This window comes from Paenibacillus sp. 2TAF8, assembly GCF_052114825.1.
Taxonomy (GTDB): Bacteria; Bacillota; Bacilli; order Paenibacillales; family Paenibacillaceae; genus Paenibacillus.
This window is the reverse complement of record NZ_JBFRFN010000002.1, coordinates 30,025-55,929: the sequence shown is the minus strand read 5'-3', so window position 1 is coordinate 55,929 and position 25,905 is coordinate 30,025. Positions and strand designations below refer to the sequence as shown.

Below are 25,905 nucleotides of genomic sequence, written 5' to 3'. Positions count from 1 at the left end.
TGATCGAATGATCATTAGAGAAGCGAGAATTTCAGATTATGCACAATTGAGAGAAATTTATATGCATTCCCGGCAAGAAAGCTTTCACTGGGCTAATGCCGGTGAGATGGCTCTCGAAGATTTTGACCGGGATACATCGGAAGAAGAGATTCTTGTGGCTGAATCAGGTGATCAAATCCTTGGATTTGCGTCACTATATGTACCAGATCGTTTTGTTCATAATTTGTTTGTACACCCAAAGGCGGCCGGGAAAGGCGCAGGTAAACAGTTACTTCAGCAATCGATAGCTAGATTGGGGACACCTGTCACGTTAAAATGTGTTTCAGATAACCATAAGGCACTTTCGTTCTATAAAAAGCAGGGCTGGAAGACTGTTGTTGAAGAAGGTGATCCAGGGGCAAGATACTGGGTGCTTGTATATGAATAGGCAAGCAAAAGTCTGAAAGACTTTATCTACGAGAGCAATAATGGTAATGATATATTTTTCGTTCAAGACGTGGATCAGGCTATTGAGAAATTAAGCAACTTCAAATCATAAAGTGAGCAGATCGTCCACAGCGTAGCTAATATAAAACATGGGCGTGCCATAAATAAAAAAGAATCATATTTCCATGAGACATGTCTTATTATCTTCATATGCCAAAAGTGTTGTTTTACATCCATCTTAGGCAGATGAAGATTTGGGATATGTCTTTATTACTTCTCATGGCCAAAACTTAGTTTATCCAATATACAAAGTGCCGTAAACATGTTATTATCACACCAAGTTCAAGTAAAAGGAGGTGCAGAGCTCATAATGAATCAGCATCTTAAACGAGCGATCCTCAGCGGAAATACCTCGCTTGGCATTGAATTTGGATCAACACGGATCAAGGCTGTTCTGATCAATAACCGTTTTGAAATCATTGCTTCCAGCAGCTACGAATGGGAAAATCAATGGAACAATCCATACTGGACCTATGACTCCCATAAGATGGTTCAGGGGTTGCAAGAAGTATATGCTGTACTGAAACAACAGGTTATGAAATTATGGAGTAACGCTTAGCAGCATAGGCTCCATCGGACTATCCGGCATGATGCAGGGTTATCTTGTTTTGGACAGCATGGGAGAACTGTTAGTTCCATTTCGTACTTGGCGTAATATCACAACAACTACTGCAGCAGCATTTTTAACCAGTGAATTCCAATATAAAATTCCGGAGCGCTGGAGTATTGCGCATCTGTACCAAGCCATCTTAAACGATGAAGAACATGTAAGGAGCATTAAATATATAACAACGTTGTCAGGTTACATGCACTTTCTTCTAACAGGCAATAAAGCGCTCGGTGTGGGGGATGCTTCGGGCATGTTCCCGATCAATAGGGTGACAAGAGGATACAATGAAGAGATGATTGAGCAGTTTAACGAATTAATTAAACATAAAGATTACCCATGGAAACTTAAAGATATTTTACCTTCTGTATATGCAGCTGGTGAACATGCAGGTTTTCTTCATGAAGCTGGTGCACGTCTTATCGACCCGTCTGGCGATCTAAAAGCCGGCATTCCGTTCTGCCCTCCGGAAGGGGATGCCGGAACAGGCATGGTGGCTACGAACAGTATCCAAACATGCAGCGGCAGTGTATCCGCAGGAACATCCATATTTGCTATGATTGTTCTGGACAAAGATATAGGGGTGTATCCCGAGATTGATATTGTGACTACACCGGATGGAAGTCCTGTTGGTATGGTTCTTGCCAACAATTGTACTAGTGATATCAATGCATGGATGAGATTGTTTCATGAGTTTTATGAAGCATTGGGATATAAAGCTGACGTCAGTCACTTGTTCCATGTTCTGTTTAATAAAGCGCTCGAAGCAGACCCGGATGGCGGCGGTTTGCTAAGTTATGGTTATCATTCGGGAGAGAAAATTACCGGTATGACTCAAGGGCGTCCGTTATTTGTTCGTTCTCCAGAGAGCCGCTTTACACTCGCTAATTTTATGAGGACACATCTGTTCAGTGCGTTTGGCACATTAAGGCTCGGAATGGACATTTTAACACAGAGGGAGAAAATAAAGGTTGACCAGATCTTGGCACATGGCGGACTATTACAGACACCCTTGGTTGGTCAGAAAATCTGTGCAGCTGCACTTAATGCTCCCGTATCTGTCATGCCGACTGCTGGTGAGGGCGGTGCATGGGGGATAGCCGTATTGGCTTCCTACATGGTTTGTAAGGAGAAAAACGAAATTTTAACAGATTACCTCAATCTGAAAGTATTTAATGACGTGGAAGCCCTGAGGATTGATCCAGACATTTCTGATGTGAACGGGTTCAACCGATTTATGGAACGGTACACGAAAGGAATGGCCATTGAGCAAGCAGCGGTTGATCATTTTACAGAAAAGAGATGAAATCCATTGACTAATTTCGTTTGGGGAATATTCGCAGCAGATGTCTCTGCACACTTTCCTAACTTTTTTCCCATTGGCATGTACGGCACGAGGGAGGAGGCCGTAAAAGAAATCCATTCTCTACCCCGAGATCATAATTATCAATTGCTACGATTGCCGCTAAATCATAACTTTGCGTTTTACCACAAAAAAACGGGTAAGCTGGCAGGAATGGATTCAATCCATCACGAACATTTTCATTTTAAGGATGAAGGTTGACTGTAGCTATTATTTTTCTGATGGGCTACGCTATACACAATCGTTCGGGAGGAAAATCTTGTGAGGGAGGGACAATGTACGATATGAATAAAACTATTCTGGAATTTATGACTTGGGCTGAGTCAAATGGTTGGATTATAACTCTTAAATCTGAACCTGGCCTCAATCTGGATCATCAGTTCATCACAAGATACACGAATATGCCCCCGGAATATACAGCGTTTTTGTATGTGGTTAAACAATGCATGACATCTAGCGAGCAGACCTGGTTCCTGTGCGAAGCTGACTACAATAACAGCTCTGATTCGGACTTTCACTGGAATGAATTTGAATTAATCAGCCTGGAGGCAGCAGTGGACGATGAGGGATGGCGATCAGAAATCATGACATGGTGGGATAAGTATCTGCCGATTATGATGTCTGTTCGTGATGGATATTCTTTTTATGCCATTGATATCAAGAATGAAATCGGTTCCATTGTACGAGGAGAAGAACCTGAATTTGAAGAGGTCAACAAATTGGCAGACAACTTGCATGATTTTTTACAACTTATTATGTCTGATTCAATTAAACTTGGATAAGCAGCGCTAATGGAACTAACCCAGAGTTTATACCATTTGTAATCATGGGAGGTAGTCCTTCAGAGCGGCTGCTTTTTACTTTCGACGCTAAGGACTTGTAAGAACATATTCGATTCTTCATCTATATGGACAGTGAGCTGACTAATCCTTTTTTTCACTTTGTCCATAAATTGCAGGATAAACCAACGTTACCATTCTTAAACTAATTTTAAACATCACGTGGACTGGTTTTAAACGGAGAATGTTAAGCTGAACTTCATTAAGAGAGGAGTGTCAGCCTAATGAATTCATGGTACAAGAAGGTTTTATTATCTACAGCAATGCTTAGCAGTTTCAGTATATTGTCTGTGGACGAGTCGGCCTATATGGCCGGAACTACTGTAGTACAAGAGAGCCTTACGTCTTCTGATCAAATCTGGAATGAAAATGTGCGTGCAAGTGCCCAAACAATAACATCAGTCAAACCACAAAATGAGGATGCATACAACGATTTATCATTTCTCAAGTCTCTTTTGGCAGACAAACGAATGGTTAGCTTGGGCGAAGCTTCGCACGGTGCATCCGAGTACAATTCGATGAAAGTGAGACTGGTCAAATTTCTTCATGAGGAATTAGGGTATAACGTGCTCGCATTCGAGTCTAATCTTTCGGATACGGCTACTGCATACTCACAGGTACGTCATATGACGCCAGAACAATTGATGAAAAATTCTATCTATGGTGTTTGGCAAGTAGAAGAAAATTTACCGCTTTTTGAATACATCGCACAGCAAAGTAAAACCGATCACCCTCTGATTTTGACTGGAGTTGACGCACAAGGTACATCAGAAACTTTTACTACCTTCATTGAGAATTGGTTTGCTAAGGTCGATTCAAGTAAAGCTAAAGCCTTTGCCCAAACAGAACGATGGTATCTGAAGCTCAGCATGACTAATCAAATCGATGAATTTACTAAACAGAAAAAGAAGATCAAAGAAAAGTATCAAGCTCTTCAACAATTCGTCCGAGACAAGAGAGATCCATTAAATCTGGCTCAGATGGAACATTCCAACCTGGTTCCTTTAATTGAACGTGTATTACAAAATCGCTTGGATATGCTGGATCATTATAATCCACACTTCGTAAAACTGTTCGCTGGAATTGATCCTGAAAAACAGTTACAACTGGCCAGTTATGGACGAGACCGCGTGATGGCGGACAACTTGACTTGGCTTGCTGAAACGATATATCCCAACGAAAAAATAATCATATGGGCACATAACTATCACATACGTAAAAGTAACTCCACGATGATTACAGAGCACAACGGATATGATTTTGACGAAAATCCTTATCCAACGTTGGGGGAATTGTTACCTTACTCACTGAAGCAGGCTAACTATGTGATCGGGCTATATGCCTACGAAGGAAGCTCATCCAAAAATAATGGCGAAGAGGAACAGGTTCAATCTCACGATAAGGGTAGCCTGGAAGATATTCTAGGAACAGAGATGGGTGTTGCACGATTTATAGATCTGAGAGACCAAGCATTAAGCCCAGCGACGGAATGGATGTTTACACCTCGTATAGCCAAGGCTTGGGGCGTGTTGGATGAGAAAATGATTCCTCGGGATCAGTATGATGGCATTTTGCTGATTCGTAACATTCATCCTTCCACGCGCTTGACTAAGCTGGGTAAATGAACACCGGTCCATTAAACAATTGGGAAGAACAGAACTGGTTATTGATATCATGCTACCTTATTGAGTTGGGTAGAGGAAGAGCATACGAAAGGTAAAATAACGAATGAGCTGGCATTCAAATTGAGATCATTTGGTTAAGTGCTCGATTGGAGGGATGTTATTCATTGTGGATTGAGAATTATACAATTCCAGATTCTCATCTATAGATGCGTGAAAGATATCTTTACGGTGCATCCCTCTATTGCTCAGCTGTTCTTCCAGCCAGGCATTATCCTTATAAGGTAATGTAATACCCGTTCTGAAACGTTGCCTTCAAGCATCAATCGATACTCTATATATGTCACTGTTTTATGGAGATGATATTGCATTACTTAGTTATCCTTTGTCTATTTGTTCTGCAAATATCAACTGCAAATCCAATAAACTTTTCCAACAAGTGGAAACCGATTACTGTATAATGATTAATTATTAGAAGTATATTTTTTAATTAAGAAAATTACATAGAAACACGTCTTGCCATGCTGTCTTCATTACGCATTTCATAGTAACTCGACTCATGAATGGAGGAAAACAACTTGAAACTTCAATGTGCAATAATGGACGACTATCAAAATATCGCACTACAAATGGCAAATTGGGCACAGATATCAGATCAGGTAGACGTCGTATCCTTTAATAAACATTTCGAAAGCGAAGCCGCAGCTGCTCATGAGTTAAAGGATTATGAAATCATAGTCCTCATGAGGGAACGAACCCCGTTTAAAGCTTCTCTGCTCTCGCAGTTACCTAAACTAAAACTACTAATTACGACTGGAATGCGGAATGCCTCTATTGATATAAAGTATGCTGAGAAACAGGGCATCAAGGTATGCGGCACAGCAAGCAGTTCAGAGCCTCCAACCGAATTAACATGGGCTTTAATTTTGGCTTTGACCAAAAATCTGATCCCAGAAAGTCAATCGATTCAGAGAAGCGGTCCTTGGCAAAGCACCGTCTGTTCTGATCTGAGCGGTAGAACACTAGGTCTGCTTGGATTAGGAAAGATTGGAACAAAAATGGCCCAAATCGGGAATGCCTTTGGCATGAATGTGATGGCATGGAGTCAAAATCTATCCCAAGAACGAGCAGAGGCTGCTGGTGCACAGTTCGCTTCTACGAAAGAAGAGATCATGGCTAAGAGTGATATTGTTTCAATCCACCTCATTCTTAGCGAACGGACTCGTCATTTGATCGGTGAGAATGAACTAAAGTTAATGAAGAAAACAGCCTATCTCATCAATACCTCACGCGCCTCTATTGTCAACCAGGATATGCTGATTAAAGCACTTCACAATAACTGGATTGCGGGTGCCGGCATAGATGTATTCGATGTTGAACCATTACCTGATATACATCCCTTGCGCTCCACTCCTAATCTGCTTGCTACTCCGCACATGGGGTACGTTTCTCAAAATAATTACCAGACTTATTACCAGCATTCCTTGGAGAATATCCAGGCGTTCCTTGAAGGAAATCTCATTCGAGAAATTAGAGCTGAGTAGTCGAAGTCATTTCATATAATATCGTTCATTATATGAGTTATCAATTTTCAAACAGCAGTCTGCTGCAGACTGCTGTTATTTGTTGTTGTATCAAACTGTTACTACGTAAATAGGGAGATGCATTGTTTAATAACTTATCCTTTACAGAAGGACGAGTATCGTTAGCTCATACGAGAGGAAGTTCAGCGAGGGTGAAATTCCTCTTTAAAAGATGATCTGAGTAGCAATCAGCTAGGAATTCACCATAACTCTAGCTTTGCTTTGAGGATGTTGTTCATCTGTTCAACCATCTCCTCAGGAGTATAGGGCATGGATTCAGCTACCCACCATTCAATTAATCCCGTAATGGAAATAGATAAAAATTGTACAAGTACATCTCTATGGATGTCTTTTTCCAATTTCATCTCGTTCACTATTACGGTGATATTGCCTTTAATCATCTGTGTCATACGGTCTCTAAACGTTGGAGTGCCTTTGCTATTGATAAGCACGCGATAGATTGATGCATGCTCTTTCAGATACGCAAATGCGCGAATTAATAAGTCATGCGATACTTCTACTCCAGGCCCCTCTTCCGATAAACAGCTGTTAACAAGCATCACTAGATATGTGTCCACGCTCTGTTCGAGCAGGTCATATTTGTCAGTAAAATGCAAATAAACGGTTCCGCGATTGACATTCGCCCGATCCGCAATACCTTGAATGGTGACTCGCTCAAATTCTTGCTCACCCAGCATCTCGATGAACGCTTGCATTATCATTTGCCTTGATCGTACAATACGTCGATCCATAGTTTCCCCGCTTTCCTGAACAGATCCCGTGTTCGTTGTTCATTTCTCAACAAAAGCGAATGGAATTAGCCATTGCTCCTGTATCGGTTTCAATGATACCTTGATTGTAATGTACAGATGTTAGATATTCAACAACTGTTAATTATATAGGGAGGGAAACATATTGAATATACTTATATACGGTGCAGGCGTACAGGGAAGCTACCTGGCACATGTTCTAGTCCAGGGAGGGCATGACGTAACCGTGTTGGCGAGAGGAAAACGAGCGGAAGAACTGGAAACAGAAGGGCTGATCATTCGCCATTACCTTCAGCGCAAAACAACTGTGGATCAAGTTCGGGTAATTCGTGGGCTCGCGTCTGAGGATGTGTATGACTTGATCTTTGTCATGATGAAATATTCGGACTTTGAGGCTGTGCTCCCGATCCTAGCCAACAACTATAGCCGCCATATTGTGCTGGTTGGCAACAATATGGATACCTATGCCATGAAGGACTATTTAAGTAAAAATGGAAAATCTCCCAAACAGGTCGTTTTTGGATTCCAAACTACCGCCGGTACACGTATGGACGGGCGAGTCATTTGTATTCGTGGCGGCCATGGAGAGATGGTCATCGGGAGTCTGGAGGGGCAAATTCCGTTTCGCACCTTGCTAGAACAGGCCTTTTCACGAACCAAGTACAAGCTCAATGATCAAGATCAAATCGATGCATGGCTGAAAAACCATATGGTGCTGGTCGTGCCTATGAATATGGTCATTCTATACCATCAATTTCAGATGAAAAAGGTTGTTCGTGATGACAAACGAATGCGTCAGTTCGTTGCGGCTATGGGAGAGGGTTTTCGAGTACTAGATTCACTCGGGTATCCGTTAACTCCTGCGAGGCAGGCATCCTGGATTACCCACTATCCAAACTTCGTTCGCTGGGCACTAAAGCTGTTCTTCATGCTTCCGGTCAGCAGGTGGATTGATGGAACGTCAACGGAGCTCGCCGCCTTAAATGAGACCTTTGCTGAATGGAGGTCAAGATCGGATGTACCTACGCCAAACTGGGACGCATTGGAGGCAGAATGGCTAAATCAATCCTATTTAATGTAGCAAGTGACGGCTCTTCGTATAGGACAGGAAATGTTTTTGAGCGTAACGGGGGAAACACAGCTCATTAACAGCTTGGTATGAATGAAAGCAACTTGTTAATGACATCCTAGAGAAGTAGTACCATTCTCATTTCCTGAGGAGGAGATCTTATATGGCTCGCCAGAAAAAAAGGCAGGAAGCTGCTTGGAAGTCACGTAAGCAAGAACAGCACCCTCATGGTAAAATCAGATCGCTCAAAGAAATATCAAGCGAATATGAAGGGAAGAATACTACGGAGTAAGAGCATGACTGTCGGCGATATTTGCCGGCAGTCATTTTACATTTATATTGGAGTTTTAACAGTATTTTTTTATAAGCAATTTCAGACAAAATATTTATACCCGGGTAATATTGACTTTATATTTTTACCCGGGTATAATTCTTAAAGAAAGATCATTAAAGGAGGGTTAACATGCAGGATTCGCTTACCCAAATAAACTGCACTGCCTTTTTAGGCAGAACACATTTCGTCAAAGGTACATTACAACACGTTGTTAAATTCATAAAAGAAAACTTGGAAGAGAGTAAACTTGTTGAATTGCTTGTATTTGACGATTCTACTGGGAAACCGATAGATATTGATTTTCGAGGAAGCCTAGAGGAAATATTAGACCGCCTTAACAGTGAACCGGGACGAATAAAGGATACGAAAGAAAAGGAACAACCCGTTCGCAGAGCCGGCCGCCCCAAACTAGGGGTAGTATCCGGTGAAGTTACTTTGCTGCCCAGACAATGGGACTGGCTTAAAGCTCAACCAGGAGGCGCTTCGGTAACCCTGAGAAAACTGATTGATGAGGCTCGCCGTTCAGGGGAGAACGGAAATAAAGTTCGTGCGGCACAGGAAGTAACGTATCATTTCATGACAGCAATGGCGGGGGATTTGCCCCAATACGAAGAAGCTTTGAGAGCACTTTATGCCACGAATGAAAATCGTTTTTACGAATCAATCGATGATTGGACACCCGATATCAGAGACTATATTAAGTCTTTAGCCAGTAATTCATTCACGCAGGAATAGAGGAAAACATCATAATGAATATGTTAAGAGTAAACGATATTGATATTGCCTATGACAGTTATGGCAGCGACAAGAATGAAACCATTCTATTAATTGCAGGGCTCGGAACACAAATGATTCGTTGGACGGTTACATTCTGTGAGATGTTAGCCGCACGCGGATTTCGAGTGATTCGTTTTGATAATCGAGATACAGGGTTATCAACCCATTATACCAATCATGCAACATTAGATTTCGAATCACTTGCCCAAACACTCCTGTCGGGAAAACTTCCTGAGCTTCCATATACCCTTGATACAATGGCTGACGATACGATTGGGTTGTTGGACGCCTTAGGGATCAAAAAAGCACATGTTGTTGGTCGTTCGATGGGTGGTATGATTGCCCAGCTTGTGGCCAGCCAATATCCGGAGCGTGTCCTTTCGCTTACTTCCATGATGTCAACTACAGGCAATCCTGAGCTTCCACCAACATCTCCGGAAGTCATGGCGCTAATGACTCGACCAGCACCAAATCCGATGGAGGATGAAGAGGGATATTTGGCTCACAGCGTAGCTTTTGCCAAGCGTATTGCCGGTACAGGTCACCCATTTGAGGAAGACGAGTTTCATTCGCTCATTCGAGAAGAAATACAGCGAGCTTATGATCCGGGGAGTGTTGGGCGACAGATTGCTGCAATTGCGGTTTCAGGTGATCGACGGGCGCGACTGGCAAAAGTTAAGGTTCCAGCCTTAGTCATTCATGGAGTGGATGATCCGATGTTTGTTCCCGCTTGCGGTAGAGACACGGCGGAAGCTATCAATGATGCAGAATTGATGTTACTTGAAGGTATGGGCCATGATCTTCCGCAGCAATTGTTCGAAACAGTTGTTGATGCAATCGAACGGACAGCCCGGCGTAAAAGATAATATATACGTTCGACTTCAACCAAAATATATGATAGATAATCACCATAGTTAAAGTTATGTAAACCAATAAAAACGAAACACCTGCGAGAAATGATTTCAAGCCAAACAGATGTTGCCCTTGTACTTCAACACCTTTCCCTCACTGATCAAAACCCGCATTCCTTTATCTCACAGTTGCCTAGCTGAATTCTCGTTGTATTCTCAACAAAATTCAGCTAAAATAAAGCTACAAATTTTATATCATGCTTGTTTTTATCCCCGGGTAAAAACGATAAAAAGCATTGAATCTCACTCCCCACTAGGGCCTACGTAATGTAGGAGGGATGAGATTCAGTGCTTTTTTTGATTAAGAAGGAGGAGGACCAGGTGCGATTTTTAAGTGATAACGAAGTCAGACAAGGATTGAATGTACCGCAGGTGATACACCTAGTAGAAACAGTATACAAGGCTAGGAGCGAAGATAACACGGAGACTTGGCCTACAATCTTCTACGATTTTGTTCCAGGCAAGGCAGACATGGACATCAAATCAGGTTACCTGAAACATGAAAAGGTATTTGGCCATAAAACGATCACATGGTTTGCCGAGAATGAAGCGAAGCATCTCCCTACCTTAACAGGGCTCATAAACGTATTTGATGCCGAAACAGGTAGACCCTTAGGAATAACCGAGGCATCCTTTATTACTGGCATACGTACAGGCGCTTCGGGAGCGATCGGAGCAAAATATCTAGCAAGGCAGGATTCTGAAACTCTCCTTGTCGTAGGTTCTGGCAATCAGGCGATCTTCCAAATTGCTTGTGCCTTGTCTGTGCTTCCGAACTTAAATACGGTTTGTGTTGCCGCGAGGGACCAAGAGAAGCTGAACTCTTTTGTACACGCCTTACCTCACAGACTTCAATTTGAATTTGGTATTAACATAGAGAATATTATCTTTAATGCAGCGGAATCACTAGAAGAAGCTGTAAAAATCAGTGATATTATTATCACCGTAACTTCATCGAGAACACCAATTATTAAGAGAGAATGGGTCAGAGAAGGCACACACCTTTCTAGCATAGGTGCAGATATGGCGGGGAAACAGGAAATTGATTCCAACCTGATGTCACTAGCACGCTTATATGTAGATGATAAAGAACACTGTATGCAAGTGGGTGAGGTTGAAATACCACTGAAAGAAGGAAAGATTACAGAAAGCCATATATGCGGTGAGATCGGTGATTTGATTTTAGGGAAAATAGAGGGAAGAACCTCAAAAGAACAAATCACTATATTAGATGCGACAGGTATGGCGATTTTGGATATATATGCAGCAAAAATGGCGTTACAGACTGCAGAGGAAAAAAATCTTGGCGTTAAAATTGACATCTAGGGGAGAATGAAAATGACTTTTAGCTATGAACATGTGTTACAAGCATATGACCGCATCAAGAAACATCTGAAGCAAACACCACTTGAAGAATCGTTCTATTTAGGCGATCTGAATAGAAGATACTTTTTCAAACTGGAGTCGTTTCAACGAGCAAAGAGTTTTAAAATCCGAGGGGCTTTAAACAAAATGATGACACTATCTGAGGAAGAAACGAATAGAGGCGTTGCTGCCATCTCTTCAGGTAACCACGGTAGTGCTGTGAGCTACGCAGCTTCCATTCTCGGAATTAATCACGTCAAGGTAATCGTTCCAGAAACGACAGCGCAAAGCAAGATTGATAAAATGAACTATTTTGGGGCAGAAGTGATGAAATTAGGTAAAGATTTTGACGAGGCTCATACCCTCGGCATGAAGTACATTCATGAACATCATTTAACTTATATTGATCCGTACTACGATGATCCGGAAATATATGGTGGACAAGGGACTATAGGCATTGAAATTTTAGAACAAAACCAGGATATTGATACGATCGTCGTTCCAGTAGGCGGTGGGGGCCTGATTACAGGGATTGCGGTAGCTGCCAAATCGATCAAGCCGTCCATCCGAATTATTGGAGTGCAAACCGAAGCCTGCCCGGCCATGATCAGATCTTACGAAGATCATACCTTATATGAACAATATCCTAGCGAAGAATCCCTCTGCGACGCACTGCTTGGTGGGGTTGGAAAACTGAGTTACGAGATGGCTAAAGATTATGTTGATGATTTTATTGCGGTGTCGGAGCATTCGATTGGCCAAGCCGTAAGTTTTCTGGCCAAAGAAGAAAAATATATTATTGAAGCAGGAAGCGCTACTGTGGTTGCGGCAATTATGGAACACAGAGAACGAATTGGAGGGCAAAATATCGCACTTGTGTTAAGCGGTGGCAACATCGATGGAGATGTACTCCTTAATATTTTATCCAAATACTAACCCTTAAAATTGTATATAATGTAAAATGAGGGTGATTGAAGTTGATAATTTCCTTGGAAACGCTAATGTAACCAGAAGGAGAGGGAAGGGGAGATACTCATGTTAAGCACACTTAATGATTTGGGAGTGATTTTTTTACTTGTTGCTTCCTTTGTTTATTTCCTACACTTGAGAAAAATTAAAATACAAAGGCCATTAACCGGTGTTGAACGATCAATGTATATTATCACCCAAGTTGGTTATTTACTATGGGCTGGAAGTAAGTTGCTTATGTTAATCTCAAATTGAGGATAGGTCTCATAATGACCTTTTAAATGTGATAAAACATTTAAAAATGCCTTCTATAGAGTGGTCTGCTCTTGATGTTTCAGGACCCTCATACTTGTGGAGAACATCCATAGGTATGAGGTTTTTTTCGTTCAAACAACACGTCATATTAATAATTTGTTATCGAAGTTATCGTTTTATCATGTTGACTTCGAAGCGCTGAATCTATACTGAATATACGGAGATACAACAGAGTCTGAAGCCTATCTCTGCAGAACATAGAGAAAGAAGGGGAGCACACGAATGAGTAATGCAAAAGCCACTACACCCACGCAAGCCGATGTGATTCGTCCGAGTCCCCGGCACACGAAATGCAAAAAAGGCTTTAAGCGAACACTGGCACTGGATCTTATGTTACTGCCAGCGGTTATCTTGACGTTCATATTTGCTTACATACCGATGGGCGGACTGGTCATTGCTTTTCAGGATTACAAACCCTGGCTCGGGTTTGCTAAGTCTTCCTGGATCGGCTTAGAACATTTCCAATTTCTGTTCAGCATGCCGGAGAATGTACAGGTGATCTGGAACACTTTAATTATTGCGGGAATGAAACTGATTGGAGGTCTGATTGCCCCGCTGGTTTTTGCCCTGCTGCTGAATGAAGTCCGGAAGGAAACCTTCAAAAAGAGCATACAAACGTTCGTTTACCTGCCGCACTTTTTGTCATGGGTTATTCTTGGCGGAATACTGCTGGACATGCTGGCAACAAAAGGTATGATCAATCAGTTTCTTGGGGCCGTGTTTGGTCTGGAACCAATCTTTTTCCTCGGAGAAGGTACCTGGTTTAGAATCGTCGTGGTCACAAGTGATATCTGGAAAGAATTCGGATTCGGTGCGATTATCTTTCTCGCCTCGCTGGCAGGCATTAATCCGGCACTATACGAGGCTGCTGAAGTGGATGGAGCGAGCCGTTGGCAGCAAACCTGGTCCATTACGATTCCTGCTCTAATTCCGATCATGATTGTTGTGGGAACGTTGTCCCTTGGAAATATTTTGAACGGAGGATTCGACCAGATTTTCAATCTATATAATCCGCTCGTTTACGATAAGGGTGACATCATTGATACCTTTGTGTATCGCGTAGGTCTCATCGATGGAAAGTTTGGATTCTCGGCTGCAGTTGGACTCTTCAAATCGGTTGTCGGATTCGTGCTGATTGTGCTCGCATACCGGGCAGCTTATAAATTTGCGAATTACCGTATTTTCTAGAAAGGAGACCTCACGGCATGTATCATAAAACAAAACCTTACAAAGTTTTCACCGTGTTTAACTATACATTCTTAATTTTATTATCGTTACTCTGCATCATCCCGTTGATCCATATTCTCGCGGTCTCCTTCAGCGGTAAAGCAGCTGCCAATGCGAATCTGGTTGGACTCTTTCCGGTTGAATTTACTTTTGATGCTTATGAGAAAACGTTGGCGAATGAAAACTTTATCCGTTCCCTATGGGTTGCTGTACAGCGAACCGTGCTGGGTACACTTCTCAGTATGATTGTTGTCATTCTGGCAGCGTATCCGCTATCTCGGGAAAACCGAAGCTTCAAACGTCGTAATATCTATACGTGGTACTTTGTATTTACGATGCTGTTCAGTGGAGGTTTAATTCCATTCTACATTCTGATTCAGAAGCTTAATTTGCTCAATACGATGTGGGTACTTATTCTTCCCGGAGCAGTTTCTGTCTGGAATATGATCCTGTTGTTAAATTTCTTCCGCAATGTGCCTAAAGAGCTTGAAGAGGCTGCCTTCATCGATGGTGCCGGTTACTTTCGGACATTGATTTCCGTCTTTTTACCTGTGTCGATGCCAGCCATCGCCACACTATCCCTATTCTCCATGGTGGGGCACTGGAACGCCTGGTTCGACGGTTTGATTTTCCTGACGGATCACGAAAAGTATCCACTCGCCACCTTCCTGCAGACGATCATCGTTCAGCAAGACTTTAGCAAAGTTTCCGTGCGTCCCGAAGACCTCGAGAATATCTCACAACGGACGATCAAGGCCGCTCAGATTTTCATTGGCATGGCACCTATTTTGGTTGTGTACCCTTTGCTGCAGCGCTTTTTCGTTAAAGGGATTGTACTTGGTGCTGTTAAGGAGTAAGACAAACGCTGGTATAACTAAAATTTTATATGATATGGGGGAGACAACATGTTAAATACATGGAAAAAGCCGCTTCGCATTTTGATGGCTGCCACAATGTTATCTGGCGTACTCGCAGCGTGTAGCAATGATTCTACATCACAGAAAAATCCTAACGACGGTAATGAATTTTATTCCGCTCCATTTGAAAATGGCAAGTATGTTGAACCGGTTACCATTTCGACGGTATTCCCAATCACCAGCAGCTTGAAATTCAAAAATGGGGAAAACATTGAAAATAACGTTCATACGAAGTGGGCTCACGATACACTGGGGATCGACATTAAATACTTATGGACGGTCAGTGAACAAAATAATGCTTACCAGACCAAACTTCGTCTGATGCTCACATCAGGTCAGAAAATGCCGGATATTATCTCTTTCCGCGGTAGTCAAACATTGATCAGTGATTTAATTGAATCGGGTCAATTCGTGGATGCAGGAGAACTGTTCGATAAATATGCTTCGGATACGTATAAAAAAGCGATGGCGGAAGATCCGAATGTGTGGAATCCCTACATCCGTGATGGTAAACGAATGGCAATCCCTATTCTGGAGAACGCTTACAACAATGATCCTGTGATGTATATTCGTGAAGACTGGCTTAAGAAGTTGAATCTGAAGGCCCCAACAACATTAAATGAATTAGAAACGGTAATGGATGCCTTCGTCAACCAAGACCCGGATGGAAACGGGAAGAAGGATACTGTTGCTCTCTCTGTAGGGTTCAAAAACAATTTGAACACATGGATGGCAGAATCCGGCTGGATCTTTGGCATGTTTGGAGCGATGCCGAATCAGTGGAATAAAGCAGCAGACGGTTCGCTTGCATACGGCTCTATCCAACCCGAGATGAAACCGGCACTGGAGAAGATGAAAGACTGGATGCAGAAAGGCTACATTGATAAAGAAGCAGGACTGTACGATGAGCCCAAAGCCGCTGAAGCATTCACTGCCGGCAAGTCTGGTATTATCGTTGGTCCTTATTGGATGACAGGCTGGCCAATCCCGGATCTGCAGCAAAATGTGCCAGGTGCTGAATATAAAGCTTATCCACTTCCTGCTGGTCCTGATGGTAAAATGGGACGTCACGGAACACCAATCAGTACGGGTGCTGTTCTGATTAACAAAGATATGGAACACAAAGACGCATTCTTTGTATACCAGAACTATCTGTTTGATAACTGGGCTAATCCGGACAGTACAACATTTGTACACGGGTTTGCCAAAGGCTATGATTATGATATCGGCCCTGACGGTGAGGTGTATAAAGAGCAGCAAAGCGACAAAATTCCGGGCGGCTGGATTGATGCGATCCGTTATACACTCACCTTTGATGGAGCGATCATTCCTAACCTGATGATGAATACGTTAGCCGATCTTGCGAATGGCAAGGAGCCGACCACTCAGTATGAGAAAAACCTGGCCGACCGAATCCCTGAACAGATTAAGGCAGCCAAAATTGTTATTGATCAAAAAGATATCGTAATGCCTCAGATGTTTACGGGTGTTCCAACGAAAACACAGGTTGCCAGAGGCGATATGCTGACCAAGCTGGAAAAAGAAGTATTGAACAAAATCATTTATGGCCAAGCGCCGATTGATGAATTTGATACTTTTGCGGAGCAGTACATGACTTCTGGAGGTAAAGAGATCACGGAAGAAGTTAATGCATGGTATGACACGATAAAATAAAAAAACGAACCGCACTTCATGTACAAGGGATTTCATTGACCTGTGTACGTGAAGCGCGGTTTTTTCTCACTTTGTTTTACGTGAACTTTCTTCACGATACGCTGCTCTATTGTTCCCGGTAATCTTGCGGTGTCATTCCGAATTTATCACGAAACACCTTGATGAAATACTGGGAGTTGGCATACCCCAGTTTTTCCGAAATCTCATATACCTTATCCTGCGAATGGTTAAGCAGGTAGTGGGCAAGATCCATTTTAACACCAAGAATATACTCACTTAAGCTGATGCCTTGAAGTTGTTTAAACAGCTTGGAGACGTATACCGGATGCAAGGATACATGATCCGCAATCGATTGAAGACTGAGGGAATGTAGATTAGCAGAAACAAACGTCTTGATCTGATGAATGACGTCATGTTGCTCATCAAAAGACTGTTCTTCCAGCTTAATACGCAGCCGATCAAGCATGTTATCCGCCCAATCCGTAAGTTGGGAGACTGAACGAAAGGGCACACGAGGAACCCATTCATTTCCTACCAGATCGGACAACAGCGCTTGGTTTTTGTGGGCAATGTAATGAAAGGCGGATAACAATACAATCTGAATCTCATCCAGATGTTCTTCGGTTTGTTCAGGTAGCGCACTATATCCGATCTTAATTCGGTGTAGACGTTCTTTGAATACTTCCCATTGTGCCGTTTCAAGTAAATGATTGAAGGTTGGAGGTTCATATAATATATGCAAAGAACGAATGGATACGGGGCGATAACTTTCCTCGAGGGAAAGGAAGTATCCCGTGCCGTTACCTACCTGCTTTTTGAGAGCCGATAGGGCTTGCTCGTACATGTCACGAATATCTTGCTGGAGTCTGCCTCCATGGCTAAGAATAACCGAAATACCACCTTTCAGGTATTCATTAACATTGTGATGCAACTGCAGGGAAAGATGGGTTAGATCTTGATTTTGCTTCATGGGTTGCTCACTGTGATTCGTCTCTGTTGAAGTATGCAATTCGTTGTTGTCAGCAGGTCCAGCAGACTTTAATAAAAAGACCAGATAATCGTAATGATCCCTACAATGCCAGGTATAAAAAGCCGTATTGAACAACTCACATGCAATGTTGGTCACAGCGTATTCAAACAACTGCAGGCTGTTTGTTGTATGCTTCGTAAAATGTTCTTCCAGCCGAATCAGGACGAGCTGCACATTATCTTCCGCACTGAAGGGTAACTGATAATGGCCCAACTTATCGTTCAAAACATCTTCTGAATAACGATTACCTTCAATCAGTTGATTCAGCAACCTGTCCTTCAGCGAAGGCAGGTGCTCACGAAATGAGTTCATGGCTTGTTCATAGGACAAAGCCCTGCGAATCTGTTCTTCAATGGACAGCACTGTTTTTTCGAGACAGGATGCCAGCTTTTCGACATCCAGCGGTTTCAATAAATACTCGACAACACCATATTTCGTCGCTTCTTTGGCATACTCAAACTCGGCATAACCGGTAAGCAAAATGCAGGGAAGGTTGGGTTTTACCGCCTTGATCTGCCGTATCAGTTCAAGTCCGTTCATGACAGGCATTGAAATATCAGTGATCACAATGTCTACCGTTTGTTCCTCCAGAATGGATAATGCCTGCATGCCGGAGTATGCTTTGTGAATACGCTCAATACGGTATTGATCCCATGGGAATGAGATCTCAAGATCGTCGATCACATAGGATTCATCGTCAACTAACAGAATCTGATGCATCTGCAATATCCTCCTTATGTATAGTAATGATGTACGTGGTACCTTCATATAGGCTGGATTGTATGGACAAGCCCGATCGTTTGCCATATGTAAGCTTGATTCGCTGATTTACATTTCGGACTCCTGTTCCAATCTGTTCTTCTGGACGTGTTAATTCATCCATATGCTCGCTGATGAGTGCAAGCCGTTCTGACGGCATACCTACGCCATTGTCTGCAACTGTGATACGTATGAACTCCTGATCCTGCTCTGCACGAATTGTAATTTTCCCAGGACCCATGGAAGGTTCTATCCCGTGTTTGACACCATTTTCAACGAGCGGTTGCAGGATCATGCGAGGAATACGAATAGATAGAAGCTGTTTTGGCACATGAATCTCACAGGTAATACTTTTTTTTCGCATATGTATAATGGACATGTAATGATTCACAAAACGGAGCTCTTCACCAAGCGTTGTATCCATATCTTCAATGCGGTGAATATAACGGCAATAGGCGGCCAGTTCCAAGGTCATGGCGGTTACCGATTCATAGTCCTTTACACTGGACTTGCTCTGAATGTAATTAAGGCAGTTATATAGAAAATGTGGATTGATCTGGGCCTGATACTGCTTCAACCTGGCCTCTTTGACCGAAAGCTCTCCAAGTAGCACCTGCTCGATTAACGTCTGGGTATTCTCAGCCATTCTGTTAAATGATCGACCTAATATTCTAAATTCGAGAATCTGTGTTTCATCCACACGGCTGGAGAAATCTCCCCGGTCAAAACGATCAATCGCTTTACGCAAACGAATAATCGGTTGTTGGATCTGATTCCGCAACGCCAGAGTGTACAACAGAGAGAGCAGAAGCATCGCCACCAGAGCCAACACAAACAACGTATTGTTACGTGAGATAGACTGCTGTAGCTGATTGGTGAGATGATAATCAATAAAGTACAGATCGAGAATACTTGCTTTCATATAACTGATGAAATAATTCTGATCCTGAAATGAAATCTCGAAGAAACCGCTATCATCCGTGAGCTGTGGAATAACCTGTGCATCCGCTTCGGCAAGTTTTGAAGAGCTTGCTCCCCGGATCGCTGTCTTAAAACGAGAATCATATAGCATGGGTGTCCCGGAAGTATATTCGGACATCATTTTCTGCAGCACTTCGAGTGATATTCGGATCTCAATGTACATCGGGCCTCGATGTCCTTTGGTAAGATGCGAATAATACCCGGTACCATCCTCGGTCATATGTAACGTCCATTTATCCAGCGGATCTTTAGACATGACGAACGGCTGAAATGAAAATTCACGATCCGAAGATACAGTAGCCTTCTCATCCGGATAATACAAAATGATCGTATTGTTCCATGCAGTTGATGCACTGTTAAGAGCCAGCTTCTCCATCAGCTCCAGTTTGGCCTTGTATTTAGCAAAGTCATTCCCGTAAGTAAGGGCATACGTATAGCCTCTAACCGACTGATCCTCCGATAATGTCAGCGCATTCATTAATACCTGCTCGAATTGATTGGACAGCTGGGAGGACATGAAACGTACTTCACCCAGTTTGTTCTTCTGCAGCTCGCGCTGGATTTCATCCACGTTTAATCGATAGATCCACCAAAAAATCAGGATGATTAGTACAAACATCAAAATCAGCCCAAGCGCCAGCTTCTGAAAAATAGAGGCGTTTTCTTTTGAAAACTTTTCCTTCAACATATTATTMCCCCTGTGTAGCAAAGAAGCATAATGAATATCCTTTATTCTACAATATATTGCTATATTAAGGGAGGGAACATGGGGATAAGGGAGTCGCTTAGAGTCACTTACTCCTTCAGCCAAGTGCAAAATTTTGATGTCTGATTAATCATCTATGATAAACTGAGCTATATCAAATGTTGGAGGTGCAGTATGGGGATTTGCAATGTTCTCTTGTGTAGCTAATTTCAAATACAGGAGGATTAATACATGGAAAAAGTACTGCTTGATACCGATATTGGCGGGGATATTGATGACGCGATTTGGGCGGATCCGCTCGCATCCCAAATTGTTTTTGCTTCTAACATAGCGGCTCACCGGGCCATAACACTGGAAATTACGGATCAATTGACTATAGAAGCGGCCAGAGCAGGGGGACTTTTTCTTGCCAATTCGGAGTTAATGAGAGCTGTATTGGATTTTGGCAATTCGTGGCTGGAAAGCTCGAACAAGTTGACTCTGCATGATCCCCTCGCTGCCGTTAGTATATTTTATCCTGAAGTTTGTCAATTCGAGAAAGGTTTTGTTCGGGTGGAAACCCAGGAGGAATCGTTGATGGGAGGGACCTCATTCACTGCAGACCCTAATGGAAACGTGGAGATTTCCCGACAAGTCGATAAGGAACGTTTTTATCAAATTTTATCACGTACATTACAGAGCTGAAGTGATATTTTTAATTTTAGTCGCTAATTTAGCGACTTTTTATGTTATTGGGGACAGTTTTCCAGAGTGCTTCAATACACGGAAGTATATTCGAAGAAAGGACTGTATCCTGACCATGGCTTAGAAAATGGCGTAATTCGTTAATCTGTTGTCACCCTGTGCTAGTTACATATATGAAAGTTGAGGGTATCATCATATTCATAAGTCAACGAAGACGAGGAAGATTGGTCATTCGAGAGTGTCAGTCAGCAGAAGGAGGTGCAAATGAATGTCATCCCATTCCTATAACCGTATCAAAATGCCGCAAGGTTTCTGGGAAGGGCTGCGTCAGTTAGGGATTGCCTCACATGATGTAGCTCGCAAAGCCGGATTACCGCTTACTATTATTTCCGAAACGACAGTAAATACTGCTCAATATTATGCTATTTGGCAAGCCTATTCTGACCTTGCAGGCGATATTGCCCAAGGGATCATTAAACTTGTAACCGTATATGAAGTAACGAAGTATCCGCCGCCGATACTAGCCACATATCATGCACGTAATTATCGCGATGCATTGCATCGAATGGCCAGGTATAAACAACTCTGTCCTCCTGAAAGATTGAAGACGGTTGAGGTGGGTGAGACATGCACAATTGATCTGGAGTGGATCGTCATCGATCACACTTTTCCACCATTACTGGTCGGCATCACATTAGCATTCCTGCTTGAATTGGGACGGAAGGGAACAGGACGGCCTCTGACTGCAAGTGCGGTAGAATTTACCGAGCCGATGGGAGATGTAAAAGCTCTCGAAGCTTATTTTGGTTGCTCGATCCGAACAGATGCTAGTAGAAATCGGTTGACGTTACATCGACAAGACCTGGATATTCCTTTTCTCACCTATAATGAGGAGTTACTTGAGATTTTGAGCCCTGCACTGGATCATACGCTACATGAACACCAAGTAAATCGCTCCATGTCGGACATGGTCAAATGGATCATGAAGCGTAGCTTAAGCGCCGGACGTCCAGAAGTACAAACTATCGCTAAGGAATTTGGCATGAGTGACCGCACTTTACAGCGCCGATTAACGGATGAGAAAACAAGTTTCGTACATCTGCTCAGCCAGGCAAGACATGAACAAGCACGGATGTACTTGGCAGACTTATCGCTTGATATCAAGGAAGTCGCATTCCTGATCGGATATGAAGACCAGAATTCATTTTACCGTGCATTTCGTGCTTGGGAAGGAGATACTCCCGCCAATTGGCGAAGCATACATGCGAAGAGATACGCCAAACTAGAAGATACTTCTACAGGTAAATAAGCACTTATTTCAATCAACTAGAAGCCAACTAGAAAGAAAAAGGAGAAATTGTTTATGGATATGGGATTAACAAACAAAACAGCGCTGGTGACAGGATCGACAAAAGGAATCGGTAAAGCGATTGCTGTGGAGTTAGCCAAAGAAGGGGTCAACGTACTTATCAATGGACGATATGCTGAAGAGGTAGAACGAATCGTACGTGAGATCAAAACTGCCTATCCGAACACTTCTCCTCAAAATGCTGCTGCCGATATTGTCAATCCTACTGAACGAGAAGCTTTGTTCAAAACGTTCCCACAGGTTGATATTTTGATCAATAACACCGGGATTTACGAAATTATGTCCTATTATGATGTAGACGACACGGTATGGGAAAAGTATATTCAGACGAACGTTCTTTCAGCAAACGCACTGACCAAATTTTATTTGCCAACCATGCTGGACAATGGCTTCGGAAGAGTCATCTTTATCGCGAGTGAAGAAGCTGTAATGCCTGGACATATGCCGCAATATGCTGTAACCAAATCCATGTTGCTTTCTTTATCGAAGAGTTTAAGTCAATTGACAAAAGGCACGGAAGTAACGGTCAATACCATCATGCCTGGACCAACCCTATCGGAGAATGTAGAGCAGATCATCGAGAGTGTCATTCAGGATGAGAGTCTGAGCTTTGATGAGAAAGAAAAAACGTTCATGGCGAACAATCTTCCGCAATCCGAGTTGCAGCGCTTCATCAGACCAAACGAGATCGGAAGACTAGCAACATTTGTATGCAGCCCTTACGCAACGCCATTTAAAGGTTCACCGATCCGTATGGATGGGGGAATGGTTCCAACCATTTACTAGTGAAGTTCCAGTCATAAGTGGTTTACATGGATAAGAATTAATAAGAAAGATGAGGCTGCTTTACCAATGCTAAAAATACCTAGCGGACTATCCTTCGATAGGCCGTTTTCTTTTATTCTCAGATATAACAAGGAATAATATGTATTAAGATCGAATATCAGTTGAAAGATTGTCTAATTTTCCAAGTTAAACTACATGGGTCAAAGAAGACAGTCTACCTTTCTAAAGGGATGTTAGCGGTTATCCTTTTATGAAAATAACTTGAAGGGATTGATAGGTATGAAAACTAAACAATTAATCAATTGGTATATGAACGAAAAAAATGGCTTTGAAAGCGAGGAGTTAATCAATGAAACTGGTATTAAAGAATTTAAGGAAGAGTTTTGGTGAGAAAAACGTATTAAGTGATTTAAATTTTCAGTTCGAAAAGGGAAAAATCTATGGCCTGCTTGGTCGAAATGGCGCTGGAAAAACAACCTTATTCAATTGTGTGGGCGGCGAGATTCAGGCGGATAGCGGCACAATGGAACTAGTTAACGGATTAACATCGCTTCACTTGGAAATCGATGATGTAGGTTATGTTTATTCTATGCCCATATTACCAGAATTTCTGACGGGATATGAGTTTGTACGATTTTTTATAGATGTTAACGCTGATGTAATCGAAGGGCGAGGAAATGACATCGATGGCTTATTCGACATGATGCACATGACATTAGAAGACCGCCACAAGCTTATTAAACAGTATTCACACGGAATGAAAAATAAAGTTCAAATGATGCTATTCTTACTGACGAAACCCGCAGTCATTCTACTGGACGAACCTTTGACTTCCTTCGACGTAATCGTGGCAAGCGAGATGAAACAGCTGCTACGTGATATAAAAAAGGATCATATCCTCATTTTTTCAACCCATATCTTACAACTGGCAACGGACCTGTGTGACGAGTTAGTTATTTTAAATCATGGGAGTTTGACTCGGATATCACCTGACATTCTTACTCAACCCGACTTTGAACAACGAATTATTGATTTATTGCGCGATGGAAGCGAACAGGTTGCCCATAAGGAGAATGCCGATGCAGGGAATCTTTAATACGATTTCTCGCATGTGGCAGTTGCAGGTGATTACGCTAGTCAACCGTTTAATATATATGATGCAAAGATTACCGGTGGTAGGAACTTTGATAAGTGACCAAACATACGCTGCTTTCCGGACGAAACGCACATTAGGTGCAATCGCAGTTGTTTTAATGTTTGGTGCTGGTTTGTTGGAGAGTATACTTTACTTCTGGGGAATGCTCGCGTTGCCCATACTTTTATGGACAGAAGATCATGCTACGGAGCGATTTGCGCTTATTCTTCATATGTATTTTTGCATTAGTGGTGTGATGGGTGCGGTAACGAGTACAAAAGTGCTGGAAACAAACAAGATGAAGTACACTGCAATCAGACTTATGCGAATAGCGCCAACTCGATTTATGCGGGCAGTCCTATTTCATAGATATACCACATTTTACTTGTATCAAGGGATGGCCTTTACGCTGGTTTCCTTATTTTTCAACTTTTCAATTATCCATGTATTGCTGGTCGTGGGAATCATGACGTTTTGGAGAGTCATATGTGAGTTTTTACATTTGACAATATTTCAGCGGAGGGGCATTGTTCTCATACAAAAAACATGGGTTACAAGTCTAACAATGTTAATCGCATTAGCTCTTGCATACCTTCCTTTAGCACAATGGAGTATTCCTTTATTTGGGGCTGCGATATTTGATCAACGTTGGTTTGTGACAATCATTGTGTTGTCAGGGACTGTCGCTGGGTATGTTTTGCTCAAACATACGAATTATACGGCTGCAGTGCGAGCAGTAACAAACTATGCTGATCCATTGTTAAACAAAGAAATCATGATCGCTGATCTTCAACAACGAATGATCCAGTCAAAAGGAAATAACCTGAGCGGTATGTACTCTTCTAATCATCATGAGAGTGAAGAGAGCATCCAGAGCACCTTAGACAAAACGGGATACGAGCAATTGCACGGACTCTTTTTAAAGAGACACGCTAATCTTCTCCGGGTTCCTTTCCGCAGACGTTTAACAGCCATTATAATCGTGGGCTTGATCCTGTCTGTCCTGGCGCTCATGTTTAAAGACCATATTTCTCTAGACTATATTGGAAGATTTACACCTTTACTCATAATGGCTATCCTTAATCTGACCATGGGTAGTCAAATCTGTAAAATGTTATTTTTCCATTGCGATATGCCACTTATGCGATATGCATTTTATCGCAAGCATGCGAAGCAGCATTTTCTTTTAAGGTTTAAATATTTACTAAACAGAAATCTAAAATTAGGCTTGTGTTTTGCGGCTGTAATAAGTGTGTCTGTGCTCATATTAAGTGAGGGACGGAATATAGATACACTCCTTGCCATATTGATTTTGATTATTACGCTGGCTGTTTTTTTCTCAGTACATCATCTTTTGTTGTACTATGTGCTCCAGCCCTATACAGACGAGTTGGATACGAATCATCCTCTTTTTACAATCGTAAACAGTCTTATCTCATTAGGTATGGTTGTTGCGATTTTTATAGGGCCTTCACTTTGGGCCTTAACTGCTTCCCTAATTGTGTTGACTGTAGGTTATCTGTTTAGTGCGTTACCTCTTGTGGACAAATATGCTCATCACCATTTTAGAGTAAAATGAGAGTGAACATATGGATTTGCTATCTTCGTAAAATATCTTTAGTCTAAA

The 25,905-nt window shown here is 42.2% G+C and carries 21 protein-coding genes and 2 pseudogenes; 20 read left to right on the top strand and 3 right to left on the bottom strand.

Annotation, left to right across the window (positions count from 1 at the left end; genetic code table 11):
• Positions 1-7 precede the first annotated feature (7 nt).
• The 6 genes and pseudogenes from AB4Z30_RS02400 to AB4Z30_RS02375 all read left to right on the top strand — a co-directional run bounded on the left by AB4Z30_RS02400 (position 8) and on the right by AB4Z30_RS02375 (position 6,461).
• The gene (locus AB4Z30_RS02400) at positions 8-427 is read left to right on the top strand and encodes a GNAT family N-acetyltransferase (protein ID WP_441922946.1); all 420 of its coding nucleotides are present in this window, start codon (positions 8-10) and stop codon (positions 425-427) included.
• Positions 428-538: pseudogene (locus tag AB4Z30_RS02395) on the top strand (DUF4180 domain-containing protein); the annotation flags it as partial.
• 258 nt (positions 539-796) lie between these two features.
• Positions 797-2,399: pseudogene (locus AB4Z30_RS02390) on the top strand (xylulokinase).
• A gap of 341 nt (positions 2,400-2,740) precedes the next feature.
• The gene (locus AB4Z30_RS02385) at positions 2,741-3,238 is read left to right on the top strand and encodes an SMI1/KNR4 family protein (protein WP_441922944.1); all 498 of its coding nucleotides are present in this window, start codon (positions 2,741-2,743) and stop codon (positions 3,236-3,238) included.
• Between the two features lie 281 nt (positions 3,239-3,519).
• Positions 3,520-4,920 (top strand): erythromycin esterase family protein, encoded by a 1,401-nt coding sequence (locus AB4Z30_RS02380; RefSeq protein ID WP_441922942.1) that lies wholly within the window; start codon positions 3,520-3,522, stop codon positions 4,918-4,920.
• 575 nt (positions 4,921-5,495) lie between these two features.
• A complete protein-coding gene (locus AB4Z30_RS02375; protein ID WP_441922940.1) occupies positions 5,496-6,461 on the top strand; it encodes a D-2-hydroxyacid dehydrogenase family protein in 966 nt (321 codons plus the stop codon).
• A 239-nt stretch (positions 6,462-6,700) separates the two neighbouring features.
• Here the strand turns inward: AB4Z30_RS02375 and AB4Z30_RS02370 are convergent, their stop codons facing one another.
• Entirely contained in the window at positions 6,701-7,252 is a 552-nt protein-coding gene (locus tag AB4Z30_RS02370) for a TetR/AcrR family transcriptional regulator (protein ID WP_441922938.1), read from the bottom strand.
• Between the two features lie 163 nt (positions 7,253-7,415).
• On the opposite strand from AB4Z30_RS02370, the gene AB4Z30_RS02365 reads away from it, so the two are divergent.
• The 9 genes from AB4Z30_RS02365 (at position 7,416) to AB4Z30_RS02325 (ending at position 16,828) form a co-directional block, all read left to right on the top strand.
• Entirely contained in the window at positions 7,416-8,351 is a 936-nt protein-coding gene (locus AB4Z30_RS02365; RefSeq protein ID WP_441922936.1) for a ketopantoate reductase family protein, read from the top strand.
• 151 nt (positions 8,352-8,502) lie between these two features.
• A complete protein-coding gene (locus AB4Z30_RS02360; RefSeq protein WP_441922934.1) occupies positions 8,503-8,631 on the top strand; it encodes a DUF6254 family protein in 129 nt (42 codons plus the stop codon).
• A 171-nt stretch (positions 8,632-8,802) separates the two neighbouring features.
• Positions 8,803-9,408: a DUF2239 family protein gene (locus AB4Z30_RS02355; protein ID WP_441922932.1), complete on the top strand. Its 606-nt coding sequence runs from the start codon at positions 8,803-8,805 to the stop codon at positions 9,406-9,408.
• Between the two features lie 14 nt (positions 9,409-9,422).
• Positions 9,423-10,316 carry an alpha/beta fold hydrolase gene (locus AB4Z30_RS02350; protein WP_441922930.1) on the top strand — a complete coding sequence of 298 codons (894 nt, stop codon included), beginning with the start codon at positions 9,423-9,425 and terminating at the stop codon, positions 10,314-10,316.
• A 366-nt stretch (positions 10,317-10,682) separates the two neighbouring features.
• A complete protein-coding gene (locus AB4Z30_RS02345; RefSeq protein WP_441922928.1) occupies positions 10,683-11,687 on the top strand; it encodes an ornithine cyclodeaminase family protein in 1,005 nt (334 codons plus the stop codon).
• Positions 11,688-11,699: 12 nt separating this feature from the next.
• Positions 11,700-12,662 (top strand): threonine ammonia-lyase, encoded by a 963-nt coding sequence (locus tag AB4Z30_RS02340; RefSeq protein WP_441922926.1) that lies wholly within the window; start codon positions 11,700-11,702, stop codon positions 12,660-12,662.
• A gap of 678 nt (positions 12,663-13,340) precedes the next feature.
• Positions 13,341-14,198, top strand: coding sequence for an ABC transporter permease (locus AB4Z30_RS02335; protein WP_244159223.1), 858 nt, complete (start codon positions 13,341-13,343; stop codon positions 14,196-14,198).
• Between the two features lie 17 nt (positions 14,199-14,215).
• Positions 14,216-15,094, top strand: a complete 879-nt coding sequence (locus AB4Z30_RS02330) for a carbohydrate ABC transporter permease (RefSeq protein ID WP_311279963.1) — start codon at positions 14,216-14,218, stop codon at positions 15,092-15,094.
• A gap of 48 nt (positions 15,095-15,142) precedes the next feature.
• Positions 15,143-16,828, top strand: coding sequence for an extracellular solute-binding protein (locus tag AB4Z30_RS02325; protein ID WP_441922925.1), 1,686 nt, complete (start codon positions 15,143-15,145; stop codon positions 16,826-16,828).
• A gap of 106 nt (positions 16,829-16,934) precedes the next feature.
• On the opposite strand, the gene AB4Z30_RS02320 is transcribed toward AB4Z30_RS02325, so the two are convergent.
• Positions 16,935-18,578 (bottom strand): response regulator transcription factor, encoded by a 1,644-nt coding sequence (locus AB4Z30_RS02320; RefSeq protein ID WP_441922924.1) that lies wholly within the window; start codon positions 18,576-18,578, stop codon positions 16,935-16,937.
• On the bottom strand, positions 18,556-20,286 hold the full coding sequence (locus AB4Z30_RS02315; protein WP_441922923.1) for a sensor histidine kinase: 1,731 nt from the start codon (positions 20,284-20,286) through the stop codon (positions 18,556-18,558). Before AB4Z30_RS02315 ends, AB4Z30_RS02320 begins: the two co-directional genes overlap by 23 nt.
• Positions 20,287-20,535: 249 nt before the next feature.
• Here AB4Z30_RS02315 and AB4Z30_RS02310 point away from each other — a divergent pair, with 249 nt between their 5' ends.
• From AB4Z30_RS02310 to AB4Z30_RS02290, 5 genes are all read left to right on the top strand, one after another.
• Positions 20,536-20,988 (top strand): nucleoside hydrolase, encoded by a 453-nt coding sequence (locus AB4Z30_RS02310; protein ID WP_441922922.1) that lies wholly within the window; start codon positions 20,536-20,538, stop codon positions 20,986-20,988.
• Between the two features lie 268 nt (positions 20,989-21,256).
• Positions 21,257-22,297 (top strand): helix-turn-helix domain-containing protein, encoded by a 1,041-nt coding sequence (locus tag AB4Z30_RS02305; protein ID WP_441922921.1) that lies wholly within the window; start codon positions 21,257-21,259, stop codon positions 22,295-22,297.
• A gap of 54 nt (positions 22,298-22,351) precedes the next feature.
• On the top strand, positions 22,352-23,143 hold the full coding sequence (locus tag AB4Z30_RS02300) for an SDR family NAD(P)-dependent oxidoreductase (protein WP_441922919.1): 792 nt from the start codon (positions 22,352-22,354) through the stop codon (positions 23,141-23,143).
• A gap of 349 nt (positions 23,144-23,492) precedes the next feature.
• A complete protein-coding gene (locus tag AB4Z30_RS02295; RefSeq protein WP_441922917.1) occupies positions 23,493-24,239 on the top strand; it encodes an ABC transporter ATP-binding protein in 747 nt (248 codons plus the stop codon).
• The gene (locus AB4Z30_RS02290) at positions 24,223-25,857 is read left to right on the top strand and encodes a hypothetical protein (RefSeq protein ID WP_441922914.1); all 1,635 of its coding nucleotides are present in this window, start codon (positions 24,223-24,225) and stop codon (positions 25,855-25,857) included. The genes AB4Z30_RS02295 and AB4Z30_RS02290 overlap by 17 nt, the downstream gene beginning before the upstream one ends.
• The last annotated feature ends 48 nt before the right edge of the window (positions 25,858-25,905 follow it).

Coding starts and splice junctions, on each gene's coding strand:
- AB4Z30_RS02295 (WP_441922917.1), top strand. CDS start 23,493: ATGAAACTGGTATTAAAGAATTTAAGGAAGAGTTTTGGTGAGAAAAAC.
- AB4Z30_RS02340 (WP_441922926.1), top strand. CDS start 11,700: ATGACTTTTAGCTATGAACATGTGTTACAAGCATATGACCGCATCAAG.
- AB4Z30_RS02315 (WP_441922923.1), bottom strand. CDS start 20,286: ATGTTGAAGGAAAAGTTTTCAAAAGAAAACGCCTCTATTTTTCAGAAG.
- AB4Z30_RS02335 (WP_244159223.1), top strand. CDS start 13,341: ATGTTACTGCCAGCGGTTATCTTGACGTTCATATTTGCTTACATACCG.
- AB4Z30_RS02370 (WP_441922938.1), bottom strand. CDS start 7,252: ATGGATCGACGTATTGTACGATCAAGGCAAATGATAATGCAAGCGTTC.
- AB4Z30_RS02330 (WP_311279963.1), top strand. CDS start 14,216: ATGTATCATAAAACAAAACCTTACAAAGTTTTCACCGTGTTTAACTAT.
- AB4Z30_RS02300 (WP_441922919.1), top strand. CDS start 22,352: ATGGATATGGGATTAACAAACAAAACAGCGCTGGTGACAGGATCGACA.
- AB4Z30_RS02310 (WP_441922922.1), top strand. CDS start 20,536: ATGGAAAAAGTACTGCTTGATACCGATATTGGCGGGGATATTGATGAC.
- AB4Z30_RS02325 (WP_441922925.1), top strand. CDS start 15,143: ATGTTAAATACATGGAAAAAGCCGCTTCGCATTTTGATGGCTGCCACA.
- AB4Z30_RS02400 (WP_441922946.1), top strand. CDS start 8: ATGATCATTAGAGAAGCGAGAATTTCAGATTATGCACAATTGAGAGAA.
- AB4Z30_RS02320 (WP_441922924.1), bottom strand. CDS start 18,578: ATGCATCAGATTCTGTTAGTTGACGATGAATCCTATGTGATCGACGAT.
- AB4Z30_RS02385 (WP_441922944.1), top strand. CDS start 2,741: ATGAATAAAACTATTCTGGAATTTATGACTTGGGCTGAGTCAAATGGT.
- AB4Z30_RS02305 (WP_441922921.1), top strand. CDS start 21,257: ATGTCATCCCATTCCTATAACCGTATCAAAATGCCGCAAGGTTTCTGG.
- AB4Z30_RS02350 (WP_441922930.1), top strand. CDS start 9,423: ATGAATATGTTAAGAGTAAACGATATTGATATTGCCTATGACAGTTAT.
- AB4Z30_RS02360 (WP_441922934.1), top strand. CDS start 8,503: ATGGCTCGCCAGAAAAAAAGGCAGGAAGCTGCTTGGAAGTCACGTAAG.
- AB4Z30_RS02380 (WP_441922942.1), top strand. CDS start 3,520: ATGAATTCATGGTACAAGAAGGTTTTATTATCTACAGCAATGCTTAGC.
- AB4Z30_RS02290 (WP_441922914.1), top strand. CDS start 24,223: ATGCAGGGAATCTTTAATACGATTTCTCGCATGTGGCAGTTGCAGGTG.
- AB4Z30_RS02355 (WP_441922932.1), top strand. CDS start 8,803: ATGCAGGATTCGCTTACCCAAATAAACTGCACTGCCTTTTTAGGCAGA.